A 19,350-nucleotide genomic window follows, 5' to 3' on the forward strand; every position below is an offset into this window, starting at 1 on the left:
TTCATAGGTGAGGATGCCGACCGAGTACACGTCGCTGCGCGGGTCGGCGTCCCCGGTGCTGACCTGTTCGGGGGACAGGTAGGCCGCGGTGCCCAGGATCACGCTGGTGGAGGTGATCTTCGCCTCGGCGACGGCGCGCACCAGACCGAAGTCGGCGATTTTGACCTCGCCGTCGTCGGAGATCAGCACGTTCTCGGGCTTGATGTCGCGGTGTACGAGCCCGGCCCGGTGGGCCACGGCCAGCCCGCCGAGCACCGGGGCCAGCACCGCGGCGACGGCGTGCGGTGGCATGGGGCCGCGTTCGGTCAGCAATTCCCGGAGGGTGCCGCCTTCGATCAGCTCCATCACGAGAAACGGCGGCTGATGTCCCGTGCCCCCGCCGCCCCCCTGGTCGTACACGGCCACCAACCCGGGGTCCTTCAAGCGGGCCACCGCCTTGGCCTCGCGGCTGAACCGGGTCAGGAAATGGCTGTCGCCGCTGTAGCGGGTGTCCATCACCTTCAGCGCTACCGGTCGGTCCAGGCGGACATCGAGGCCGCGATAGACCGTGGACATGCCACCGGTGGCGATGGGCATGTCCACCCGATAGCGCCCGTCCAGCGTGGTGCCGACGAGTGGATCCGATTGCTGCTCCACCGGACACATGTTACGAGTTGCCGACGGGGCTCTAGAATCGATGCGGTGAGCAGCATTCCGGCCGCCGACGATGTCCTGGGGCCCGACGAGGCCGTCTACGACCTACCCACGGTGTCGGATTTGCTCGGCATCCCGGTCACCAAGGTGCACCAGCAATTGCGCGACGGGCATCTGGTCGCCGTGCGCCGCAACGGTGTCCTGGTGGTACCGAAGATCTTTTTCGACGACGCCGGTCGCGTGGTCAAGCCGCTGCCCGGTCTGCTGATCGTGTTGCGCGACGGCGGTTACCGCGACACCGAGATCGTGCGCTGGTTGTTCACGCCGGACGAGTCGCTGACGATCACCGCAGACGGCAGCACCGAGCGGAAGTCCAACGCCCGCCCGGTCGATGCATTGCATTCGCATCAGGCACGCGAGGTGCTGCGTCGCGCGCAGGCGCTAGCTTACTGAGGGCTGGTCTTCCGGCGCCGGTTCGGGCGCACGGTAGAGCGCATACCACGCCACCGCCGCGCAGGCCGTGGTCAGCAGTACGTGGGCCCATGAGTACATGCCATGTGCCCCATCGGGTTTCCACATCACCATGATCCAGGTGGAGAAGCCGGCCACCGCCGCGATCGCGGGCCTGGTCTGGATCAGGGCGGCCGCCACGGCCAGCGGCCAGGTGTAGTACCACGGCAGGGCCGCCGGCACGAACAGCACGACCACCACCATGGCCAGCGCGATGCCGGTGAGCGCGTCGCGGTCGGTGTGCCGGTAGCGCCACCACAACAACGGCAGCGCGATCACGATGATCAGGATGCCGATGATGCGGGCGACCTCGAGCACGGCGTAGAAGTTGACCGAAAAGAACAGGCCGCCAATGGCGTTGATCAGGTTGGCGGCGGCAGTGGGCACGGTCAACCAGTTGATGATCTTGACCGAGCCGGCCAGGGCCGTCAGCCAGCCCAGGCCGACCCCGGCCAGCCAGGACAGCACCGCGAACACGGCCACGAAGATCAGCACCGAGGCGGCGGTGGCCGCGGCGAACGCGCGCACGGCGGGCATGTCCCGCTTGTCGCGCAGCTGGCGCATCCACACCCAGACCAGGAACGGCAACGCAAGCCCGGCGGTGGCCTTCACCGCGACGGCGATCGCGATCAGGCTCACCCCGATCACCGGCCGCCCGGCGAAGGCCAGGGCGATCGCGGCCATCATCAGGCCGACCATGAGCATCTCGTTGTGCACGCCGCCCATCAGGTGCACGATCACCAGTGGATTGAGCACGCAGATCCACAGCGAGGCGGCGGCGTTGGCGCCGACGTGGCGGGCGATTCGGGGCGCGGCCCAGATCAACAGCAGCAGACCGGGCAGCATGCACAGCCGCAGCAGCATGGTGCCGGCCACCACGTCGTCGCCCACCAGGATCGTGACGAACTTGGCCACCAGGATGAATGCCGGCCCGTACGGCGCGGTGGTCGTCGTCCAGATCGGACTGACGTTGTCCAGCAACGAGTTCGGATTCTCGACCGGCCCCACCACGTACGGGTCGAAGCCGTCGCGCAGCAACGCACCCTGCGCCAGATAGGAGTAGGTGTCCCGGCTGAACAGCGGCACACTCAGCAACAGGGGCGCGAGCCAGAAGCCGGTGGTGGCCACCATCGTGTATTCGGTGGCGGTGCGGTCGATCACCCGCCGGCCCAGCCACAGCCAGGCGATCAGCATCGCCGCGACGCCCGCCCACAGCAGGATCGACGACAGCACCAGGCCGTGGCCGAACCGCAGCCAGGACAGGTGCAGTGACTCCAGCAGCGGGTCGTGCAGCCGCGTGCTACCCGCGCCGAGCCCGCCGATGGTGAGCACCGCAGCGCCCAGGCAGCCCAGCCGCGCCGGACGGGCCTCGGCGGACACCGCGAACGCGGCCAGCCGTGAGATTTGTTGTGCCACCCCGTTCTTCGGGGTATCGGTCGGTACGGTGGTCATGTTGTGCCGGTCGTGCTCCTATGCCGACCGGTTCGCCGCGAATCGGGCGATCTCGGCCAGGCCGGTCTTGGCTTGGTCGTGGATCGGTGCGGCCGCCAGGGTCTCGAGGGCACGTTGGGTGAGGAACTCGATGTGGGTTTCGACCGCGGCCAGTGCGCCGACGGATTCGATGGCCCGGCACAGATCGGCCACTTGCGCGTCGGACAGTTCGGTGCCCACCGAGGTACGCAACAGCGCTGCGGCCGCCGGGTCGGATTTGTCGGCGAGCTCCAGCGCCTCGGCCAGCAGCACGGTGCGCTTGCCCGACCGCAGGTCGTCGCCGGAGGGCTTACCGGTCACCGCCGGATCGCCGAACACGCCCAGCACGTCGTCGCGAAGCTGGAACGCGACGCCCAGATCGTTGCCGACCTGCTGGAAGATCTGTTGCACTTCGGGCCGGTCGGCGGCCGCGGCCGCACCCAGCTGCAGCGGCCGGGCCACGGTGTAGGACGCGGTCTTGAACGTGTTGACGTTCATCGCCGAGGCCACCGATTCGGCGCCGCTGGACTCCGCGACGATGTCGAGGTACTGGCCGCCGAGCACTTCGGTACGGATGTGACGCCAGACCTGCTGGACGCGCAGTTGGGCGTCGGCCGGGATGTCGGCGACGGCGACGATGTCGTCGGCCCAGGCCAGTGCCAGGTCACCGGCCAGGATGGCCGCCGAGATGCCGAACTGCTTGGCAGATCCATGCCAGTTGCGGTCACGGTGCCGGTCGGCGAACAGCCGGTGCACGGTGGGCAGGCCGCGGCGGGTGGCCGAGTCGTCGATGACGTCGTCGTGCACGAGGGCGCACGCCTGGAGCAATTCGAGGGCGGCGAACAGCCTGAGCACGCCGGGATCGGCAGGACGGTCGGCAGGATCGATCACCGCGCGCCATCCCCAGTACGCGAAGGCCGGCCGCATCCGCTTGCCGCCGCGCAACACGAACTCTTCGAGCGCAGCGGTCAGCTCGGCATAGTCGGTTCCGATGTACTCGCAGTCCCGCCGGCGTTCACGCAGGTACTCCCGCAATTGGTCGGTGACGGCACCGGCCAGCTCGACGGTCGACGGTGCCGCTGTTCGCACGCTCAGCGCCCGCCCCTTTCTGTCGCAACGGTGTCCGGTGAGTGCACCCAGCGTAGAGCGTGCAGTGCCCGGCTTATAAGGGTGTACCAAGTGGCGTTCGGTGCCTCAGTCGCTGCCGGCGACCGGATCACCAGGCTTGGGCGAGGTGTCGCGGCTCATCCAGGCCAGCCCGCCGATCACGCCGGCGACCAGGAAGGCGCCCACGATGAGCCAGATGGCCGCGGTGGTGAACGAGCGGGCACTCGGATCGGTGTAGCGGGCCTGGGCGTTCATCGTGCTGACGATGCCCGGCCGCAGCTTCCACTCGACGATCGAGGAACTCACCTGAGAGCCGTTCGTCGACGTCACCTCGCCGGGGAAAGACACCGTCAGCAGGACGTCCGCCTCCGGATCGGACAGCGACGTGAGGTCGACCCGCCCTTCCAGGATCACCAGGTCGCCCGCCCGGCGCAGGGAGATGTCGACGCCCGCCGCGTCCCGACTCATGCTCGCCAGCTGGGGAAGTTCGGCGAAGGTGAGGTCCGAGAACACCGCCTGGGACCCGACGTAGTCGTCGCGGCTGTACTCCGAGACCGCCACCTTGGTGGCGAACGGAAGGTTGTTCAGCAGCTGCGGACCTTTGTCGTCGGCGTCGCGCGGTTTTGCCGCGGCGATGATCTGGCCGGACACCCGGTCATCGGGCGAGACCGTGATCGAAGCGCGGACGCGAACACAGCCCACGGCCATGGGCAGAATCAGCAGCAACATCACCAGCGTGAGCACTCGGGTCCGGCGGCGACGGTTGAGTGGGCGCACGTGCACGCAGGTCATCGTGCCAGATGTCACAGCGGCAGGGGGCGACCGAGGATGGCAAACGGGCGGGGGTCCCCGGCGAAGTGGTAGGCCCGGATGACGTCGGTGAAGCCGAGGCGTCGGTATAGCCGCCAGGCCCGATTGGCCTCGCCGTTGATCTCCGGGGTGGACAGCAGTACGTGCGATTCACCGCGGCCGGTCAACAGTCGCCTGGTCAGGGCCTCGCCCAGGCCTTGGCCCTGGGCCCGGGGCTCGATGTGAAGTTCGGTCAGTTCGAAATAGCTGGCCATCAACTCGGCGATGTGCACCGGGCTGGCGCCGACCCGCTGCAGCCCGGAGATCACCTGCTGTTGCCACCACTGGTCCGGTGCGCCGCTGTAGCCGTAGGCGATTCCCAGAAGGGGCGCGTCGAGCAGCTCCGCCTCGGGACATCCGCCGTCGGCGCGGGGGTTGGCCTCGACGGCCGCCACGCATTTCCAGCCCGCCCGACGAGTATGTTCGAGCCACAGTGCCGCGCGCTGTTCCTCGGTTCCGCGTGGATAGCGCATGGCGTCGACGTACACGCGCAAGGCCTCGGGCAGCCGGCGCTTCATGTCGTCCGGCGACAGATCGATGAGATACGTCGCCAATGCTTTTGCCTTTCGCCTGCCCGGTGTCTACCGAACTCATTATCTTCGTCATTATCCGGCGTCGGGCTGGTCGGTCCCAGGGGACCAAGCAGTCGGGGAACGACCTACAATCGACGGTGAACAAGGTGGTACGGCTCGGATCGACCTCGTATCATTAGGGTTAGGTGCCCGTGACTGCGGGCATGTGAAATTTTGAACGCGACGGCGGCGTCGGCAAGGAGGGACGAATGCCACTCTCCGATCATGAGCAGCGCATGCTCGACCAGATCGAGAGCGCGCTCTATGCCGAGGATCCCAAGTTCGCATCGAGCGTTCGCGGCGGGACCCTTCGCGCGCCTTCGGCCCGGCGCAGGCTGCAGGGTGCGTTGTTGTTCATCGTGGGCCTGGCGCTTCTGGTCATCGGTGTGGCGGTGAAGGCCACGATGATCGGTGGATTCCCGGCTCTGTCGGTGGTCGGTTTCGTGGTGATGTTCGGTGGCGTGGTTTTCGCAATCACCGGTCCACGGGTCACCGGTGGTCGCGACCGCGCGGTCCAGGGTTCGGGTGGCGCGCCTCGTCAGCGTCGCCAGCGTGGCGGTGGTTCGTTCACCGCTCGGATGGAAGATCGGTTCCGTCGCCGTTTCGACGAGTGAGTCGTTCTCCGGCTATAAGGGGTAACCCGTAAGGGTTGCCCCTTTTTTGTGTCTTGAGAGCGCTGTGTCTCGACCGCGCTGTGTGTCTCGACCGCGTCTGGGTCGGCCGCCCAGCGACACGCGCAGTGCCGGGTTCAAGTGCGGCGTGGGGCCGGGTGGGGAATACCACCAGATTCACAGGGATTTTTTCCCCACAACGCCCCACCTCCTTTCGACTGGCGCTCACCTGCGGTTTTTCGTTTCTTGAGCTCCCGGCGTGAGCTCGGAATGGGTGATTGGGTGGCTCGATGGGGCCCGTGGTGGGGAGAAACCCCAAACTTGCCGGATTAAATGGAGCAAAGTGGGGGATCGTGGGGTAAAGTGGCGGCCAACGGGGAAAACGGAGCCCCGTTGACAGGGCAGAAGGCCTGGCCCTGATCTCACAAGCGACCTGGGATCCGAACCGGGTGGCGGGGAGGTGTCCAGATGTTTCTGGGTACCTACACGCCCAAGCTTGACGACAAGGGGCGGCTCACGCTGCCCGCCAAGTTCCGCGACGTACTGGCAGGAGGGTTGATGGTCACGAAGAGCCAAGATCACAGCCTTGCTGTGTATCCGCGGGACGAGTTCGAGAAGTTGGCCCGGCGTGCATCGCAGGCTTCCCGGAGCAATCCGGAGGCCCGCGCGTTCCTGCGCAGCCTGGCCGCGGCCACCGATGAACAACATCCCGACGCGCAGGGCCGGATCACCCTGTCGGCGGATCATCGTCGCTACGCAAACCTGTCAAAGGAATGCGTGGTGATCGGGTCGGTCGACTATCTGGAGATCTGGGACGCCGAAGCCTGGCAGGAGTACCAGCAGACCCACGAAGAAAACTTCTCCGCGGCCACCGATGAAACCCTGCGCGACATTATCTGATGGTGCCGTCGACACGGCCGGTCAACCGGCGGCCGGCCTGGACTTAGCCCGTGCAGCGAGGCCTCTGCCCGAATTGGCCCTGGCGTACTTCCCCAACGCCAGGTCCGTGAATTCGGACAGAGACCCCGGTGCAGGGGCCGATCCGAGCGGAGGTGTTTCAGCGGTGTCAGACTCCCCAGACCACGGGCACATCCCGGTCCTGCTGGACCGCTGCGTCGAGTTGTTGGCCCCCGCGCTCACCCGCCGTCACGCCGACGGCTCCGGTGCGGTGCTGGTGGACGCCACGTTGGGGGCCGGAGGTCATTCCGAGCGTTTCCTGAGCGAGTTCGCCGGTCTACAGGTGATCGGTCTGGACCGCGACCCCAACGCGCTGAGTATCGCCGGTGCCCGGCTGGCCCCGTTCGGAGACCGTATGCGGCTGGTGCGGACCCGCTACGACGGAATCGCCGGCGCCATAGCCGATTCCGGCGTGCGGCAGGTCGACGGGGTGTTGTTCGACCTCGGGGTGTCCTCGATGCAGCTCGACCAGACCGAACGCGGTTTCTCCTATTCCGCGGATGCGCCGCTGGACATGCGGATGGATCCCGATGCGCCGTTGACCGCCGCGGACATTCTCAACACCTACGACGCCAAGTCGATTGCGCGGATTCTTCGGGATTTCGGGGAAGAGCGGTTTGCCGGCCGGATCGCCGACAAGGTGGTCAGACGGCGTACGCAGCAACCGTTCTCGACCACCGGCGAGTTGGTCGAGCTGCTGTACGAGGCCATCCCGGCGCCGGCGCGCAGAACCGGGGGACATCCGGGAAAGCGCACCTTCCAGGCGCTGCGGGTCGCGGTCAACGGCGAGTTGGACTCACTGCGGGCCGCGCTGCCCGCCGCCCTGGCCGCATTGGTCGACGGCGGACGCATCGTGGTGATGGCCTATCAGTCGTTGGAGGACCGCATCGTCAAGCAGGCGTTCAGTGCGGCCACCGCATCACGCACACCGCCCGGGTTGCCGATCGAGTTGCCCGGGCACGAACCCGAGTTCGTCGCATTGACCCGGGGGGCCGAGCGGGCTCGCCAAGCTGAGATCGATCGCAATCCGCGTAGCGCTCCGGTGCGGCTGCGGGCACTGGAAAAGGTTGGGGAAGGGGGCAACTCATGAAGGTGAAGCGACCCGAACAGCCGCGTGAGGCGGATCGCAGGCGTGGGGTGCGGCAGCCCCCGCGAGGGGGTGGACGGCGGGGTGAGGCTCCGCCGCGCAAACGTCGGCCGGTCTCTGAACAACGGCCCGCGCGTACCGCGCCGGGTACCGGACCGATTCAACGACCGGGGACCCGCCCGGCGCGGCCCAAGAGCGCCAGCCAGGCCAAGGCTCGGGCAAAGGCGCGTAAAGCCAAGGCTCCCAAGGTCGTCCGCCCGCCACTGCGGGTGCGGTTGCGGGAGCGGCTCCTGGTTCGGTTGGCATCGATCGAACTGAATCCGCGCGTTCTCATCGCGAGGGTCCCGTTCGTCGTGCTGGTGATCGCAGCGCTCGGTATCGGGCTCGCGGTCACGCTGTGGTTGTCGACCGGATCGGCGGAGCGGTCCTACCAGTTGGGGCATGCCCGCCAGGTCAATGAGGGCCTGTCGCAACAGAAAGAGGCCTTGGAGCGCGACGTCCTCGAGGCGCAGGCGGCGCCGGCGCTGGCCGAGTCGGCGCGCAATCTGGGCATGATCCCGTCGCGCGACACCGCGCATCTGGTGCAGGACGGCACAGGCAACTGGACGGTGGTCGGCACCCCCAAGCCCGCCGAAGGCGTGCCACCGCCCCCGTTGAACACGCCGTTGCCGGAGGAAGCCCCGCCGTCGCCCCCCGCGGCTCCGGCGCCGCGGGTCGTGGACCCACGGGAGTTGACGGTGCGTACACCGCGTGCGCTCAACCCGGTCGCACCGGGTCTTCCGGTTCCCCAAGCCGAGGCGCCGCACGGGGCGCCGGGTGCGTTGCCCCCGGTTCCCGGCCCGGTCCCGGTTCCCCAGGCGCCGCCGGCGCCGGCTCCCGACGTGCTCGCCGCACCTGCGCCGGCCCCCGCCCCGCCGCAGGTGCCGGTGGCCGGGGTGCCGACCGCTCCCGGACCGGTCCTCGCCGCGCCGGCTCCCGCACCGGCCGCACCGATGCCCGCCGCACCCGCTGCGGCGCCGGCAGCTCCCGCACCCGTTGCGGCGCCGGCACCGGCCACTCCGCTTGAGCAGTTCAGCCCGCCGGTGGCACCGGCCGCACACGTCCCCGCGGCCGCCATGAACGTCCCGGCACCGGCAGCATGAGCCGCCGCCAGGACCGCCGGACACCTGCGACGCCGCAGCGGGGTAAACCGGCCGCATCCGGGCAGGGGCACGAGGCGCGGCTACGCCGTACTCGGATCGCGACTCCTGACGCAGGTTTGCGGAGTTCGTCTTTCGTGTTCCGGCACCGGGCCGGCAACGTGGTCATGTTCGGGGTGTTGATCATCGCGGCCGCCCAGTTGTTCAGCCTCCAGGTGCCCCGGGCGGCGGGTCTGCGGGCCGAGGCAGCCGGTCAGCTCAAGGTCACCGACGTGAATCCGGCCATGCGCGGCAGCATCATCGACCGTAACGATGACAAGTTGGCATTCACGATCGAGGCCAAGGCGCTGACTTTCCAGCCGGTGCGGGTCCGCAAGCAACTGGAGGAGGCCAAGGCCAAGTCGGCCGATGCGCCCGATCCGGATCACCGGCTGACCGAGATCGCCAAGGAGGTGGCCACCCGGCTGGACAACCGCCCCGATGCCAAGACCGTGCTCAAGAAGCTGCGCAGCAACGAGACTTTCGTCTATCTGGCCCGTGCGGTCGATCCGGCGATCGCCGGTGCGATCACCGACAAGTTCCCCGAGGTGGGCTCGGAACGCCAGGATTTGCGGCAGTATCCGGGCGGCTCGCTTGCGGCGAACATCGTCGGCGGAATCGATTGGGACGGACACGGTCTGCTCGGACTGGAGGATTCGCTCGACGCGGTCTTGGCCGGTGCTGACGGCTCGGTGACGTATGACCGTGGTTCGGACGGCGTGGTGATCCCGGGCAGTTACCGCAACCGCCACGATGCGGTCAACGGTTCCACCGTGCAACTGACCCTTGACGACGACATCCAGTACTACGTCCAGCAGCAGGTGCAACAGGCCAAGGACGCCTCGGGTGCCAAGAACGTCTCCGCGGTTGTGCTCGACGCGAAAACCGCTGAGGTGCTGGCGATGTCGAACGACAACACGTTCGACCCGAGCCAGGACATCGGGCGTCAGGAGAATCGGCAGATGGGCAACCTGCCGGTGTCCTCGCCGTTCGAGCCGGGTTCGGTCAACAAGATCATCACCGCGGCGACGGCCATCGAGTTGGGGCTGACCAGTCCGGACGAGGTCCTGCAGGTGCCCGGCTCGATCGACATGGGCGGCGTCACCGTCAATGACGCCTGGAACCACGGGGTCATGCCGTACACCACCACCGGGGTATTCGGGAAGTCGTCCAACGTCGGCACCTTGATGCTGGCTCAGCGGATCGGCCCGGAGCGGTTCTACGAGATGGTGCGCAAGTTCGGCCTGGGCCAACGCACCGGTGTAGGGCTGCCGGGTGAGAGCTCCGGCCTGGTCCCGCCGATTGATCAGTGGTCGGGCAGTTCGTTCTCCAATCTGCCGATCGGACAGGGTCTTTCGATGACGCTGCTGCAGATGGCGGCGATGTACCAGACCATCGCCAACGACGGCGTGCGGATCCCGCCGCGGATCATCAAGTCCACGATCGGGCCGGACGGCAGTCGTACCGACGAGCCACGGCCCGAGGGCGTCCGGGTGGTGTCGGCGGAAACCGCCCGCACGGTGCGCAACATGTTCCGCGCCATCGTGCAACGCGATCCGATGGGCGTGCAGCAGGGCACCGGCCCCCAGGCCGCGGTCGAGGGCTACCAGATCGCCGGCAAGACCGGTACCGCGCAGCAGATCAATCCGGCGTGCGGTTGCTACTACAACGACGTCTACTGGATCACCTTCGCGGGCATGGCGCCGGCAGACGATCCGCGCTACGTCGTCGGCATCATGATGGACGCGCCGCACCGGGCAGCCGACGGCTCACCCGGATCCTCGGCGGCCCCGCTGTTCCACAACATCGCTTCGTGGCTGCTGCAACGGCACAACGTCCCGTTGTCGCCGGATCCCGGTCCGCGGTTGACCCTGCAGGCGACCTGACCCCCACAGTCATGGCTATCGCGGTCGGCGGACCGCAGATGGGTACTGTGGCATGGCCATGAAGCTGCGTCCCAGCCGTCCCGCCGGCCAATATCTCGTGTCGCTCGCCGAACAGGTCAGGGCAACCTCCGCCGCCGGAAGTCTCTCGCCGGAACTCCGGGTGACGGGAGTTACCCTGCGCGGCCAGGACGCCCGGCCGGGTGACCTGTTCGCCGCACTGCCGGGCTCGGCGGTGCACGGGGCCCGTTACGCGGCCGACGCCGTCGCCGCCGGCGCGGTGGCGGTGCTCACCGATCAGACCGGCGCGGCCGAACTCGCCGGGCTCGACGTCCCGATCCTGGTCCATGCCGACCCTCGCTCGGTGCTCGGTGACGTGGCCGCCGAGGTGTACGGCCGGCCCTCGGAGCGGCTGACCGTGATCGGGGTGACCGGAACGTCGGGTAAGACGACGACCACGTATCTGGTGGAGGCCGGTCTGCGTGCCGCGGGCCGGGTGGCCGGGTTGATCGGCACGGTCGGGGTGCGGATCGACGGCCGCGACGTGCCGAGTTCGCTGACGACGCCCGAGGCGCCGGATCTGCAGGCGCTGTTGGCCGTGATGGTCGAAAGCGGGGTGGACACCGTGGTGATGGAGGTGTCCAGCCATGCGCTGACGTTGGGTCGTGTCGACGGCATCGCGTTCGCGCTGGGCGGGTTCACCAATCTCTCGCGCGACCACCTGGATTTCCACCCCACGATGGCCGACTACTTCGAGGCCAAGGCGCGGCTGTTCGACCCCCGGTCACGTAACCACGCCGCGGCAGCGGTGATCTGCGTCGACGACGAGGCCGGCGCCGCCATGGCCCACCGGGCGCAGGAGGTAGTGACGGTCAGCGCCTCGGGCCGGTCCGCGGACTGGCAGGTGCGCGACGTCACGGCCGTCGGAGTGGGCTCCCAGCAGTTCACCCTCGTCGATCCCGCCGGCGCGTCGCACCGGATGCAGATCGGACTGACCGGCGGATACAACGTCGCCAACGCGGCCCTGGCGATCGCGCTGCTGGCCGGTGCCGGGGTGTCGCCCGAGCAGGCCGCTGCGGGCCTGGCGACGGCCACCGTTCCCGGCCGGCTGCAGCCGATCGACCGGGGGCAGCCGTTCCTGGCGTTGGTGGACTACGCGCACAAGCCGGGTGCGCTGCAGGCCGTACTGGAGACGCTGCGGGCGTCGGGGCCGGGCCGCATCGGGGTGGTGTTCGGGGCCGGCGGTAACCGGGATACGGGCAAGCGCGGGCCGATGGGGCGGGTCGCCGCGGAACTGGCCGACCTTGTCGTCGTCACCGATGACAACCCCCGCGACGAAGATCCGGGACTGATCCGGGCGGCGATCATGGCCGGGGCCGCGGAAGCCTCGACGGGCGCCGAGGTGGCCGAGGTCGCCGACCGGCGCGCCGCGATCGAGTACGCCGTGGCCTGGGCCGGCCCGGGTGACATCGTGTTGATCGCCGGAAAAGGCCATGAGAGTGGGCAGACCGCCGGTGGCCACACCCGGCCGTTCGACGATCGCGACGAGCTCGCGGCGGCGTTGGAGGCACTCAAGACAGGGGAGACGGGTACGTGATCGAGATGACCATCGCCAGGATCGCCGAGATCGTGGGCGGCGAACTGGTCGACATCACCGCTGAAGAGGCGGCGGTCACCCGGGTCACCGGCACGGTGGAGTTCGACTCGCGTGCGGTCGGCCCCGGTGGGTTGTTCCTCGCGCTGCCCGGGGCGCGTTCCGACGGGCACGACTTCGCCGCCGCGGCGGTGGCAGCCGGGGCCGTGGCGGTTCTGGCGGCCCGGCCGGTCGGCGTCCCGGCCATCATCGTGCAAGCTGCCCCCGGAGCAGCCGACAGTGCTTCGGGCGCTTTGGAATTCGACACCGATGGCTCCGGTGCGGCGGTACTGGCCGCGCTGGCCAAGCTGGCTGCGGCGGTGGCCGCCGAACTCGTCGCCGGTGGGCTGAAGATCATCGGGGTGACGGGATCCTCGGGTAAGACCTCGACCAAGGATCTGCTGGCCGCGGTGCTGGCCCCGCTCGGAGAGGTGATCGCGCCGCCGGGCTCGTTCAACAACGAGCTCGGGCATCCCTGGACGGTGCTGCGGGCCACGCCCGAGACCGACTACCTGATCCTGGAGATGTCGGCCCGGCATCCCGGCAATATCGCCGCGCTGGCGGCCATCGCGCCGCCGCAGATCGCGGTGGTGCTCAACGTGGGCACCGCGCATCTCGGCGAGTTCGGTTCGCGCGAGGCCATTGCCAGGACGAAAGCCGAGTTGCCGCAAGCGGTTCCGGCCTCGGGCGTGGTCATCCTCAACGCGGACGACTCCGCGGTGGCGGCGATGGCCGAGGTGACCGAGGCCCGGGTGGTGCGGGTCTCGCGTGAGCCGGGTTCCCAGGTCGACGTCTGGGCGGGCCCGGTCACCCTCGACGAGCTGGCCCGCCCGCGGTTCACGCTGCACGCAGGCGGGGACGAGACCGAGGTGACGCTCGCGGTGCACGGTGACCATCAGGTGAGCAACGCGTTGTGTGCGGCCGCCGTCGCGCTGCAGTGCGGTGCCGGCTTGGAACAGGTGGCCACGGCGCTGGCGGGTGCCGGTCCGGTCTCGCGGCATCGCATGCAGGTCGCCACCCGTGCCGACGGCGTGACGGTGATCAACGACGCCTACAACGCCAACCCGGATTCGATGCGTGCCGGGCTCAAGGCGCTGGCCTGGATGGCCCGCCGGGCTGCCGGAGATGCGGGCGGGGGGAAACGTCGCAGTTGGGCGGTGCTGGGTGAGATGGCCGAACTCGGTGACGACACGATTACCGAGCATGACGCCATCGGTCGGTTCGCCGTGCGCTTAGATGTGTCTCGATTAATCGTCGTCGGCACCGGGAGGACTATGAACGCCATGCACCACGGCGCGGTGATGGAGGGTTCGTGGGGATCTGAGTCCACGATGGTCGACGACGCCGACGCTGCACTGGCCCTGCTGCGCGCTGAGCTGCAACCCGGGGACGTGGTGCTGGTGAAGGCATCCAACTCGGTGGGCTTGGGTGCCTTGGCCGACGCGTTGGTCAGCGCCGGGGGCGGCGACCGATGAAGCTCATCCTGATCGCCGTCGGCATCGCACTGACGGTGTCGATCCTGCTGACGCCTGCGCTCATCCGGTTGTTCACCAAGCGCGGGCTGGGCCATGAGATCCGGGAGGACGGTCCGGCCAGCCACGCCAAGAAGCGCGGCACCCCGTCGATGGGCGGGGTGGCAATCGTGGCCGGCATCTGGGCGGCGTATCTGGGGACCCACCTGGTCGGCGTGGCGTTGGGCGGCGAGGGTCCGTCGGCGTCGGGGCTGCTGGTGCTGGGTCTGGCCACGATGCTCGGCCTGGTCGGATTCGTCGACGATCTGATCAAGCTGCGGCGCTCGCGCAACCTCGGATTGAACAAGACCGCCAAGACCGTCGGTCAGTTGACCGCCGCGGTGCTGTTCGGCGTGCTGGTCCTGCAGTTCCGCAACGGCGACGGCCTGACCCCGGGCAGCCCGGATCTGTCCTATGTCCGCGAGATTGCCACCGTGACCCTGGCCTCCTGGGTGTTCGTGGTGTTCTGCGTGGTGATCGTCAGCGCGTGGTCCAACGCGGTGAACTTCACCGACGGCCTCGACGGCCTGGCGGCCGGCGCAATGGCGATGGTGTGCGCGGCCTATGTGCTGATCACGTTCTGGCAGTACCGCAACGCCTGCGCCACCGCCCCCGGCCTGGGCTGTTACAACGTGCGCGACCCGCTGGACCTGGCGATCATCGCCGCCGCCACGGCCGGGGCCTGCATCGGCTTCCTGTGGTGGAATGCCGCGCCAGCCAAGATCTTCATGGGCGACACCGGCTCGCTGGCGCTGGGCGGCATCATCGCCGGGTTGTCGGTGACCAGCCGCACCGAGATCCTGGCCGTGGTGCTGGGCGCGCTGTTCGTGGCCGAGGTGACCTCGGTGGTGGTGCAGATCCTGGCGTTCCGCACCACGGGCCGCCGGGTGTTCCGGATGGCGCCGTTCCATCACCATTTCGAGTTGGTGGGTTGGGCCGAGACCACGGTGATCATCCGGTTCTGGCTGCTGACGGCGATCGCCTGCGGCCTGGGCGTGGCGTTGTTCTACAGCGAGTGGCTCACCGCTGTCGGGGCCTGACGTGCCGGCCGGTGAGCTGTCGCTGCTGACACCCGGCGCGCCGGTGTTGGTCACCGGCGCCGGGGTGACGGGCCGGGCCGTGCTGGCGGCGCTGGCGCCGCTGGGAGTGGCGGCCACCCTGTGTGATGACAATGCCGAGGCCCTGCGGTCGTACGCCGAGCAGGGCACCGCGGTCATCGATCCCGCCGGCGCCATCGCCGGCATCGCCGACTACGCGCTGGTGGTGACGAGCCCCGGATTCCCTCCCACGGCCCCCGTGCTGGCCGCCGCCGCGTCGGCCGGGGTACCGATCTGGGGCGACGTCGAACTGGCCTGGCGGCTGGACGCCGCCGGTCGGTACGGACCGCCGCGGCGCTGGATGGTGGTCACGGGCACCAACGGCAAGACCACTACCACCTCGATGCTGCACGACATGCTGCTGGCCGATGGGCGACGGAGCTTGTTGTGCGGCAACATCGGTGACCCGGTGCTGGCCGTGCTGGACCAGCCCGCCGACCACCTCGCGGTCGAGTTGTCCAGTTTCCAATTGCACTGGGCGCCGTCTCTGCGGCCGGAGGCCGGTGTGGTGCTCAATGTCGCCGAGGATCATCTGGACTGGCACGGGTCGATGGCGGCTTATGCCGCCGACAAAGCCCGGGCACTGGCCGGACGGGTGGCGGTGGTCGGTCTCGACGATCCGGTGGCGGCGGGACTGTTGCCGGCCGCCGCGGCGCCGGTGCGGGTCGGCTTTCGGCTGGGGGAGCCCGAGCCTGGGGAGCTCGGGGTACGCGCCGGCACGCTCGTCGACCGCGCCTTTGGCGACGACGTCGAGCTGGCGGATTCGGCGACGATTCCGGTGGCGGGGCCCGTCGGGGTGCTTGACGCGTTGGCCGCCTCGGCGCTGGCCCGTGCGGTCGGGGTGTCGCCGCGGTCCATCGCGTCGGCCTTGGCATCGTTTCAGGTCGGCAGGCACCGGGCCGAGCCGGTCGGGGTGGTCGACGGAGTGAGTTTCGTCGACGATTCCAAGGCCACCAACCCCCATGCCGCACAGGCCTCGATCACCGCGTTCGACCGGGTGGTCTGGATCGCCGGAGGATTGCTGAAAGGCGCATCGGTCGACGAGTTGGTCCGTGCAGTGGCGAATCGGCTGGTCGGAGTGGTGTTGATCGGCCGCGACCGGCACATGGTTGCCGATGCGTTATCGCGACACGCCCCGGATGTCCCCGTCGTCGAGGTTGTGACGGGGGAGGATTCTGGGGTGCTTGAGACAAATGAGTCCCTTGGTGATCATGTGACTCGTGTGATCGAAGTCGGTGACCGGCCGGTCTCCGACGCGGTCATGGCGGCGGTCGTAGCTGCCGCCCGCGGGCTGGCCGCCTCGGGCGACACCGTTTTGCTGGCCCCGGCAGGCGCGTCCTTCGATCAGTTCAGCGGCTACGGTCAGCGCGGCGATGCGTTCGCCGGGGCCGTGCGCGCCGCGATCGGGTAGACGAGGGTGGTCAGCATCCTGGCCCGGTTGCGCCGCGGCAGCGGTGACGCGACCGGCGGGGCCGACGATGCCGCCGCGGCTGCCGCGGCGGGATCCGCCGAGTCCAGCTCCACGGCCGCCGCGACGCCACGCACGCGCTTCGGTGTCTGGCTCGGTCGGCCGATGACCTCGTTTCACCTGATCATCGCGGTCACCGCGCTGCTCACCACGCTCGGTCTGATCATGGTGCTCTCGGCCTCGGGGGTGTACTCCTACGATTTCGACGGCTCGCCGTGGGCGGTGTTCGGCCGGCAGGTGATGTGGACCGTCGTCGGGTTGATCGCGTTCTACCTGGCCTTGCGAATCCCGGTGCGGACGCTGCGCCGGCTGGCCTTTCCCGGTTTCGCCTTCACCATCGTGCTGCTGGTGCTGGTGCTCATCCCCGGCATCGGCAAGGTGGCCAACGGGTCGCGCGGCTGGTTCGTCGTCGCCGGCTTCTCCATGCAGCCCTCGGAACTGGCCAAGATCGCGTTCGCCATCTGGGGTGCACATCTGCTCGCGGCCCGGCGCATGGAGCGGGCGTCACTGCGCGAGATGCTGATCCCGCTGGTCCCCGCCGCGGTGATCGCTCTGGCATTGATCGTCGCCCAGCCCGACCTGGGGCAGACCGTGTCGCTGAGCATCATCCTGCTGGGCCTGCTCTGGTACGCCGGACTGCCGCTGCGCGTCTTCCTGTCGTCGTTGCTGGCGGCGGTCCTCGCGGCCGGCGTGCTGGCACTTTCCGCCGGTTACCGGTCTGACCGGGTGCAATCCTGGCTGGACCCGGCGGCCGATTCCCAAGGCATCGGCTACCAGTCCCGGCAGGCCCGGTTCGCGCTGGCCAACGGCGGCATCTTCGGTGACGGCCTCGGCCAGGGCACCGCCAAGTGGAACTATCTACCCAACGCACACAACGACTTCATCTTCGCGATCATCGGCGAAGAGCTCGGCTTCATCGGTGCGGTGGGGCTGCTGGCACTGTTCGGCTTGTTCGCCTACACCGGGATGCGCATCGCCCGGCGTTCGGCCGATCCGTTCCTGCGCCTGCTGGCGGCCACCACCACGCTGTGGGTGGTCGGCCAGATGTTCATCAACGTCGGTTACGTGGTGGGGCTGTTGCCGGTGACCGGGCTGCAGCTGCCGCTGATCTCGGCCGGCGGGTCATCCCAGGCCACAACGCTTTTGATGATGGGTTTGATCACCAACGCGGCTCGGCACGAGCCCGAGGCGGTGGCCGCGTTGCGGGCCGGGCGCGACGATCGGATGAACCGGTTGCTGCGGCTTCCGCTCCCCGAACCCTACGTCCCCACCCGGTTGGAGGTGGCCCGCAACCGCCTGCACGACCGCCGCAAGGCGCCCACCCGCAGCCCGGGCAAGGCCGGCACCAAACCGGCCCCGAAAAAGACCGCCAAACAGGCAACCAAGCAGGCCGGCAAGCAAGGCTCGGCCAGACAACCCGCGGCTCGGCGCCGCGCCCCGCAAGGCGCGGACGGTCGCGGCGGGCGGTCCGGACGGGCCCGCGCCCAGCAGCCGGCCGGAACGGGCAGGTCGTCGGTCCGATATGGTGCAGGCCAGCGGAAACAGGGTCGACGGACCCGGACTTTGGAAGGTCAGCGTTACGGGTGAGCCGGATTTCTGATCCTCGGGGGCAGGAGCGAAGCGACCGGGGGATATCAGTCGTTCTCGCCGGTGGCGGGACGGCGGGTCACGTCGAGCCGGCGATGGCGGTGGCCGACGCGCTGCGGGAGCTCGACCCACAGGTGCGTATCACCGCCCTCGGCACGGCCCGGGGCCTGGAGACCCGGCTGGTGCCGCAGCGCGGGTATGACCTGGAGTTGATCACCCCGGTCCCGCTGCCGCGCAAGCCGTCGGGCGATCTGGTGCGGTTGCCGCTGCGGGTGCGTACCGCGATCCGCGAGACCCGCTCGGTGCTCGCCGGCGTTGAAGCCGACGTGGTGATCGGCTTCGGAGGGTACGTGGCGCTGCCGGCCTATCTCGCCGCGCGCGGCGGCTTCGGCCTGCGCGGGCGTCGCCATGCCGTTCCGGTGGTGGTCCATGAGGCGAACGCCAGCGCGGGGCTGGCCAACCGGGTCGGTGCCATCTCGGCGCGCCGGGTGCTCTCGGCGGTCCCCGAGCCGGGGTTGCGCAAGGTCGAGGTCGTCGGGGTGCCGGTGCGCGCCGCGATCACCTCGCTGGACCGTGCGGCGCTGCGGGCCGAAGCGCGGGCATTCTTCGGATTTGCCCCGGATGCCAAGGTGCTGTTGGTGTTCGGTGGCTCCCAGGGGGCACAGTCGATCAACCGCGCGGTGTCCTCGGCGGCTGGGGCCCTTGCGGCTGCGGGTGTTTCGGTTCTGCACGCCCATGGGCCCAAGAACACCCTGGAGCTTCCGGCCGCCGATGAGGGTGCGCCCCCCTACGTCGCGGTGCCCTACCTGGACCGGATGGATCTGGCCTACGCCGCAGCGGATCTCGCGATCTGCCGCTCCGGGGCGATGACCGTGGCCGAGGTGACCGCCGTGGGCCTGCCCGCGGTGTACGTCCCGCTGCCGATCGGCAACGGTGAGCAGCGGTTCAATGCGCTGCCGGTGGTGTCGGCCGGCGGCGGCGTCATCGTCGACGACGCCGATCTCACCGGTGAGTTCGTGGCCGATACCGTCGCGGCATTGATGACCGATGACGCGCGCTTGGCCGCGATGACGGCAGCCGCGTCGTTGTCCGGCCATCCCGATGCGGCCCGGCAGGTAGCGCAGGTTGCCCTCGATGTCGTCCGTAACCAACGAAAGAAGCTGCGGTGAACGGTAATTCACTTCCGGCCGAGTTGGA

17 protein-coding genes are annotated in these 19,350 nt (G+C 69.0%); 12 read left to right on the top strand and 5 right to left on the bottom strand.

The window, feature by feature from the left end; translation table 11 throughout:
* Positions 1–645, bottom strand: a 645-nt coding sequence (locus A5699_RS07520; protein WP_197508220.1) for a protein kinase, incomplete at its 3' end; no start/stop codon positions are given.
* Between the two features lie 36 nt (positions 646–681).
* On the opposite strand from A5699_RS07520, the gene A5699_RS07525 reads away from it, so the two are divergent.
* Entirely contained in the window at positions 682–1,086 is a 405-nt protein-coding gene (locus tag A5699_RS07525; protein WP_067767719.1) for an Rv2175c family DNA-binding protein, read from the top strand.
* Here the strand turns inward: A5699_RS07525 and A5699_RS07530 are convergent.
* The 4 genes from A5699_RS07530 to A5699_RS07545 form a co-directional block, all read right to left on the bottom strand.
* The gene (locus tag A5699_RS07530) at positions 1,075–2,595 is read right to left on the bottom strand and encodes an alpha-(1->6)-mannopyranosyltransferase A (RefSeq protein ID WP_067767722.1); all 1,521 of its coding nucleotides are present in this window, start codon (positions 2,593–2,595) and stop codon (positions 1,075–1,077) included. The genes A5699_RS07525 and A5699_RS07530 overlap by 12 nt on opposite strands.
* Before the next feature lie 18 nt (positions 2,596–2,613).
* On the bottom strand, positions 2,614–3,702 hold the full coding sequence (gene idsA2, locus A5699_RS07535) for a bifunctional (2E,6E)-farnesyl/geranyl diphosphate synthase (protein WP_142254118.1): 1,089 nt from the start codon (positions 3,700–3,702) through the stop codon (positions 2,614–2,616).
* Positions 3,703–3,807: 105 nt separating this feature from the next.
* On the bottom strand, positions 3,808–4,512 hold the full coding sequence (locus A5699_RS07540; protein WP_067767725.1) for a DUF3153 domain-containing protein: 705 nt from the start codon (positions 4,510–4,512) through the stop codon (positions 3,808–3,810).
* An 11-nt stretch (positions 4,513–4,523) separates the two neighbouring features.
* Positions 4,524–5,123: an N-acetyltransferase gene (locus A5699_RS07545; RefSeq protein WP_067767728.1), complete on the bottom strand. Its 600-nt coding sequence runs from the start codon at positions 5,121–5,123 to the stop codon at positions 4,524–4,526.
* A 227-nt stretch (positions 5,124–5,350) separates the two neighbouring features.
* Here A5699_RS07545 and A5699_RS07550 point away from each other — a divergent pair, with 227 nt between their 5' ends.
* The 11 genes from A5699_RS07550 (at position 5,351) to murG (ending at position 19,322) form a co-directional block, all read left to right on the top strand.
* Complete coding sequence (locus A5699_RS07550) at positions 5,351–5,755, top strand: DUF3040 domain-containing protein (RefSeq protein WP_067767731.1); 405 nt, start codon at positions 5,351–5,353, stop codon at positions 5,753–5,755.
* A 465-nt stretch (positions 5,756–6,220) separates the two neighbouring features.
* Entirely contained in the window at positions 6,221–6,652 is a 432-nt protein-coding gene (gene mraZ / locus A5699_RS07555) for a division/cell wall cluster transcriptional repressor MraZ (RefSeq protein WP_067767734.1), read from the top strand.
* Complete coding sequence (gene rsmH / locus A5699_RS07560) at positions 6,627–7,799, top strand: 16S rRNA (cytosine(1402)-N(4))-methyltransferase RsmH (RefSeq protein ID WP_369806670.1); 1,173 nt, start codon at positions 6,627–6,629, stop codon at positions 7,797–7,799. The genes mraZ and rsmH overlap by 26 nt, the downstream gene beginning before the upstream one ends.
* The gene (locus A5699_RS07565) at positions 7,796–8,938 is read left to right on the top strand and encodes a hypothetical protein (RefSeq protein WP_067767740.1); all 1,143 of its coding nucleotides are present in this window, start codon (positions 7,796–7,798) and stop codon (positions 8,936–8,938) included. Before rsmH ends, A5699_RS07565 begins: the two co-directional genes overlap by 4 nt.
* Entirely contained in the window at positions 8,935–10,860 is a 1,926-nt protein-coding gene (locus A5699_RS07570; protein WP_067767743.1) for a penicillin-binding protein 2, read from the top strand. The genes A5699_RS07565 and A5699_RS07570 overlap by 4 nt, the downstream gene beginning before the upstream one ends.
* Positions 10,861–10,912: 52 nt before the next feature.
* On the top strand, positions 10,913–12,454 hold the full coding sequence (locus tag A5699_RS07575; protein ID WP_067767746.1) for a UDP-N-acetylmuramoyl-L-alanyl-D-glutamate--2,6-diaminopimelate ligase: 1,542 nt from the start codon (positions 10,913–10,915) through the stop codon (positions 12,452–12,454).
* Positions 12,451–13,965: a UDP-N-acetylmuramoyl-tripeptide--D-alanyl-D-alanine ligase gene (gene murF, locus A5699_RS07580; protein ID WP_067767749.1), complete on the top strand. Its 1,515-nt coding sequence runs from the start codon at positions 12,451–12,453 to the stop codon at positions 13,963–13,965. The genes A5699_RS07575 and murF overlap by 4 nt, the downstream gene beginning before the upstream one ends.
* Entirely contained in the window at positions 13,962–15,041 is a 1,080-nt protein-coding gene (mraY, locus tag A5699_RS07585; RefSeq protein WP_067767752.1) for a phospho-N-acetylmuramoyl-pentapeptide-transferase, read from the top strand. Before murF ends, mraY begins: the two co-directional genes overlap by 4 nt.
* Positions 15,028–16,509, top strand: a complete 1,482-nt coding sequence (murD, locus tag A5699_RS07590; RefSeq protein ID WP_067767755.1) for a UDP-N-acetylmuramoyl-L-alanine--D-glutamate ligase — start codon at positions 15,028–15,030, stop codon at positions 16,507–16,509. Before mraY ends, murD begins: the two co-directional genes overlap by 14 nt.
* Positions 16,510–16,515: 6 nt before the next feature.
* Positions 16,516–18,153 (top strand): putative lipid II flippase FtsW, encoded by a 1,638-nt coding sequence (gene ftsW, locus A5699_RS07595; protein ID WP_067767757.1) that lies wholly within the window; start codon positions 16,516–16,518, stop codon positions 18,151–18,153.
* Entirely contained in the window at positions 18,150–19,322 is a 1,173-nt protein-coding gene (gene murG / locus A5699_RS07600) for an undecaprenyldiphospho-muramoylpentapeptide beta-N-acetylglucosaminyltransferase (protein WP_067767760.1), read from the top strand. The genes ftsW and murG overlap by 4 nt, the downstream gene beginning before the upstream one ends.
* Positions 19,323–19,350: the final 28 nt, after the last annotated feature.

The organism is Mycobacterium sp. E802, assembly GCF_001666875.1.
Taxonomy (GTDB): domain Bacteria; phylum Actinomycetota; class Actinomycetes; order Mycobacteriales; family Mycobacteriaceae; genus Mycobacterium.

Bases quoted from the DNA above. Each gene is read 5' to 3' on its own strand.
- rsmH (WP_369806670.1), top strand. From the start codon at position 6,627: ATGAAACCCTGCGCGACATTATCTGATGGTGCCGTCGACACGGCCGGT.
- A5699_RS07540 (WP_067767725.1), bottom strand. From the start codon at position 4,512: ATGACCTGCGTGCACGTGCGCCCACTCAACCGTCGCCGCCGGACCCGA.
- mraY (WP_067767752.1), top strand. From the start codon at position 13,962: ATGAAGCTCATCCTGATCGCCGTCGGCATCGCACTGACGGTGTCGATC.
- A5699_RS07565 (WP_067767740.1), top strand. From the start codon at position 7,796: ATGAAGGTGAAGCGACCCGAACAGCCGCGTGAGGCGGATCGCAGGCGT.
- A5699_RS07575 (WP_067767746.1), top strand. From the start codon at position 10,913: ATGGCCATGAAGCTGCGTCCCAGCCGTCCCGCCGGCCAATATCTCGTG.
- mraZ (WP_067767734.1), top strand. From the start codon at position 6,221: ATGTTTCTGGGTACCTACACGCCCAAGCTTGACGACAAGGGGCGGCTC.
- A5699_RS07530 (WP_067767722.1), bottom strand. From the start codon at position 2,595: ATGACCACCGTACCGACCGATACCCCGAAGAACGGGGTGGCACAACAA.
- A5699_RS07550 (WP_067767731.1), top strand. From the start codon at position 5,351: ATGCCACTCTCCGATCATGAGCAGCGCATGCTCGACCAGATCGAGAGC.
- A5699_RS07570 (WP_067767743.1), top strand. From the start codon at position 8,935: ATGAGCCGCCGCCAGGACCGCCGGACACCTGCGACGCCGCAGCGGGGT.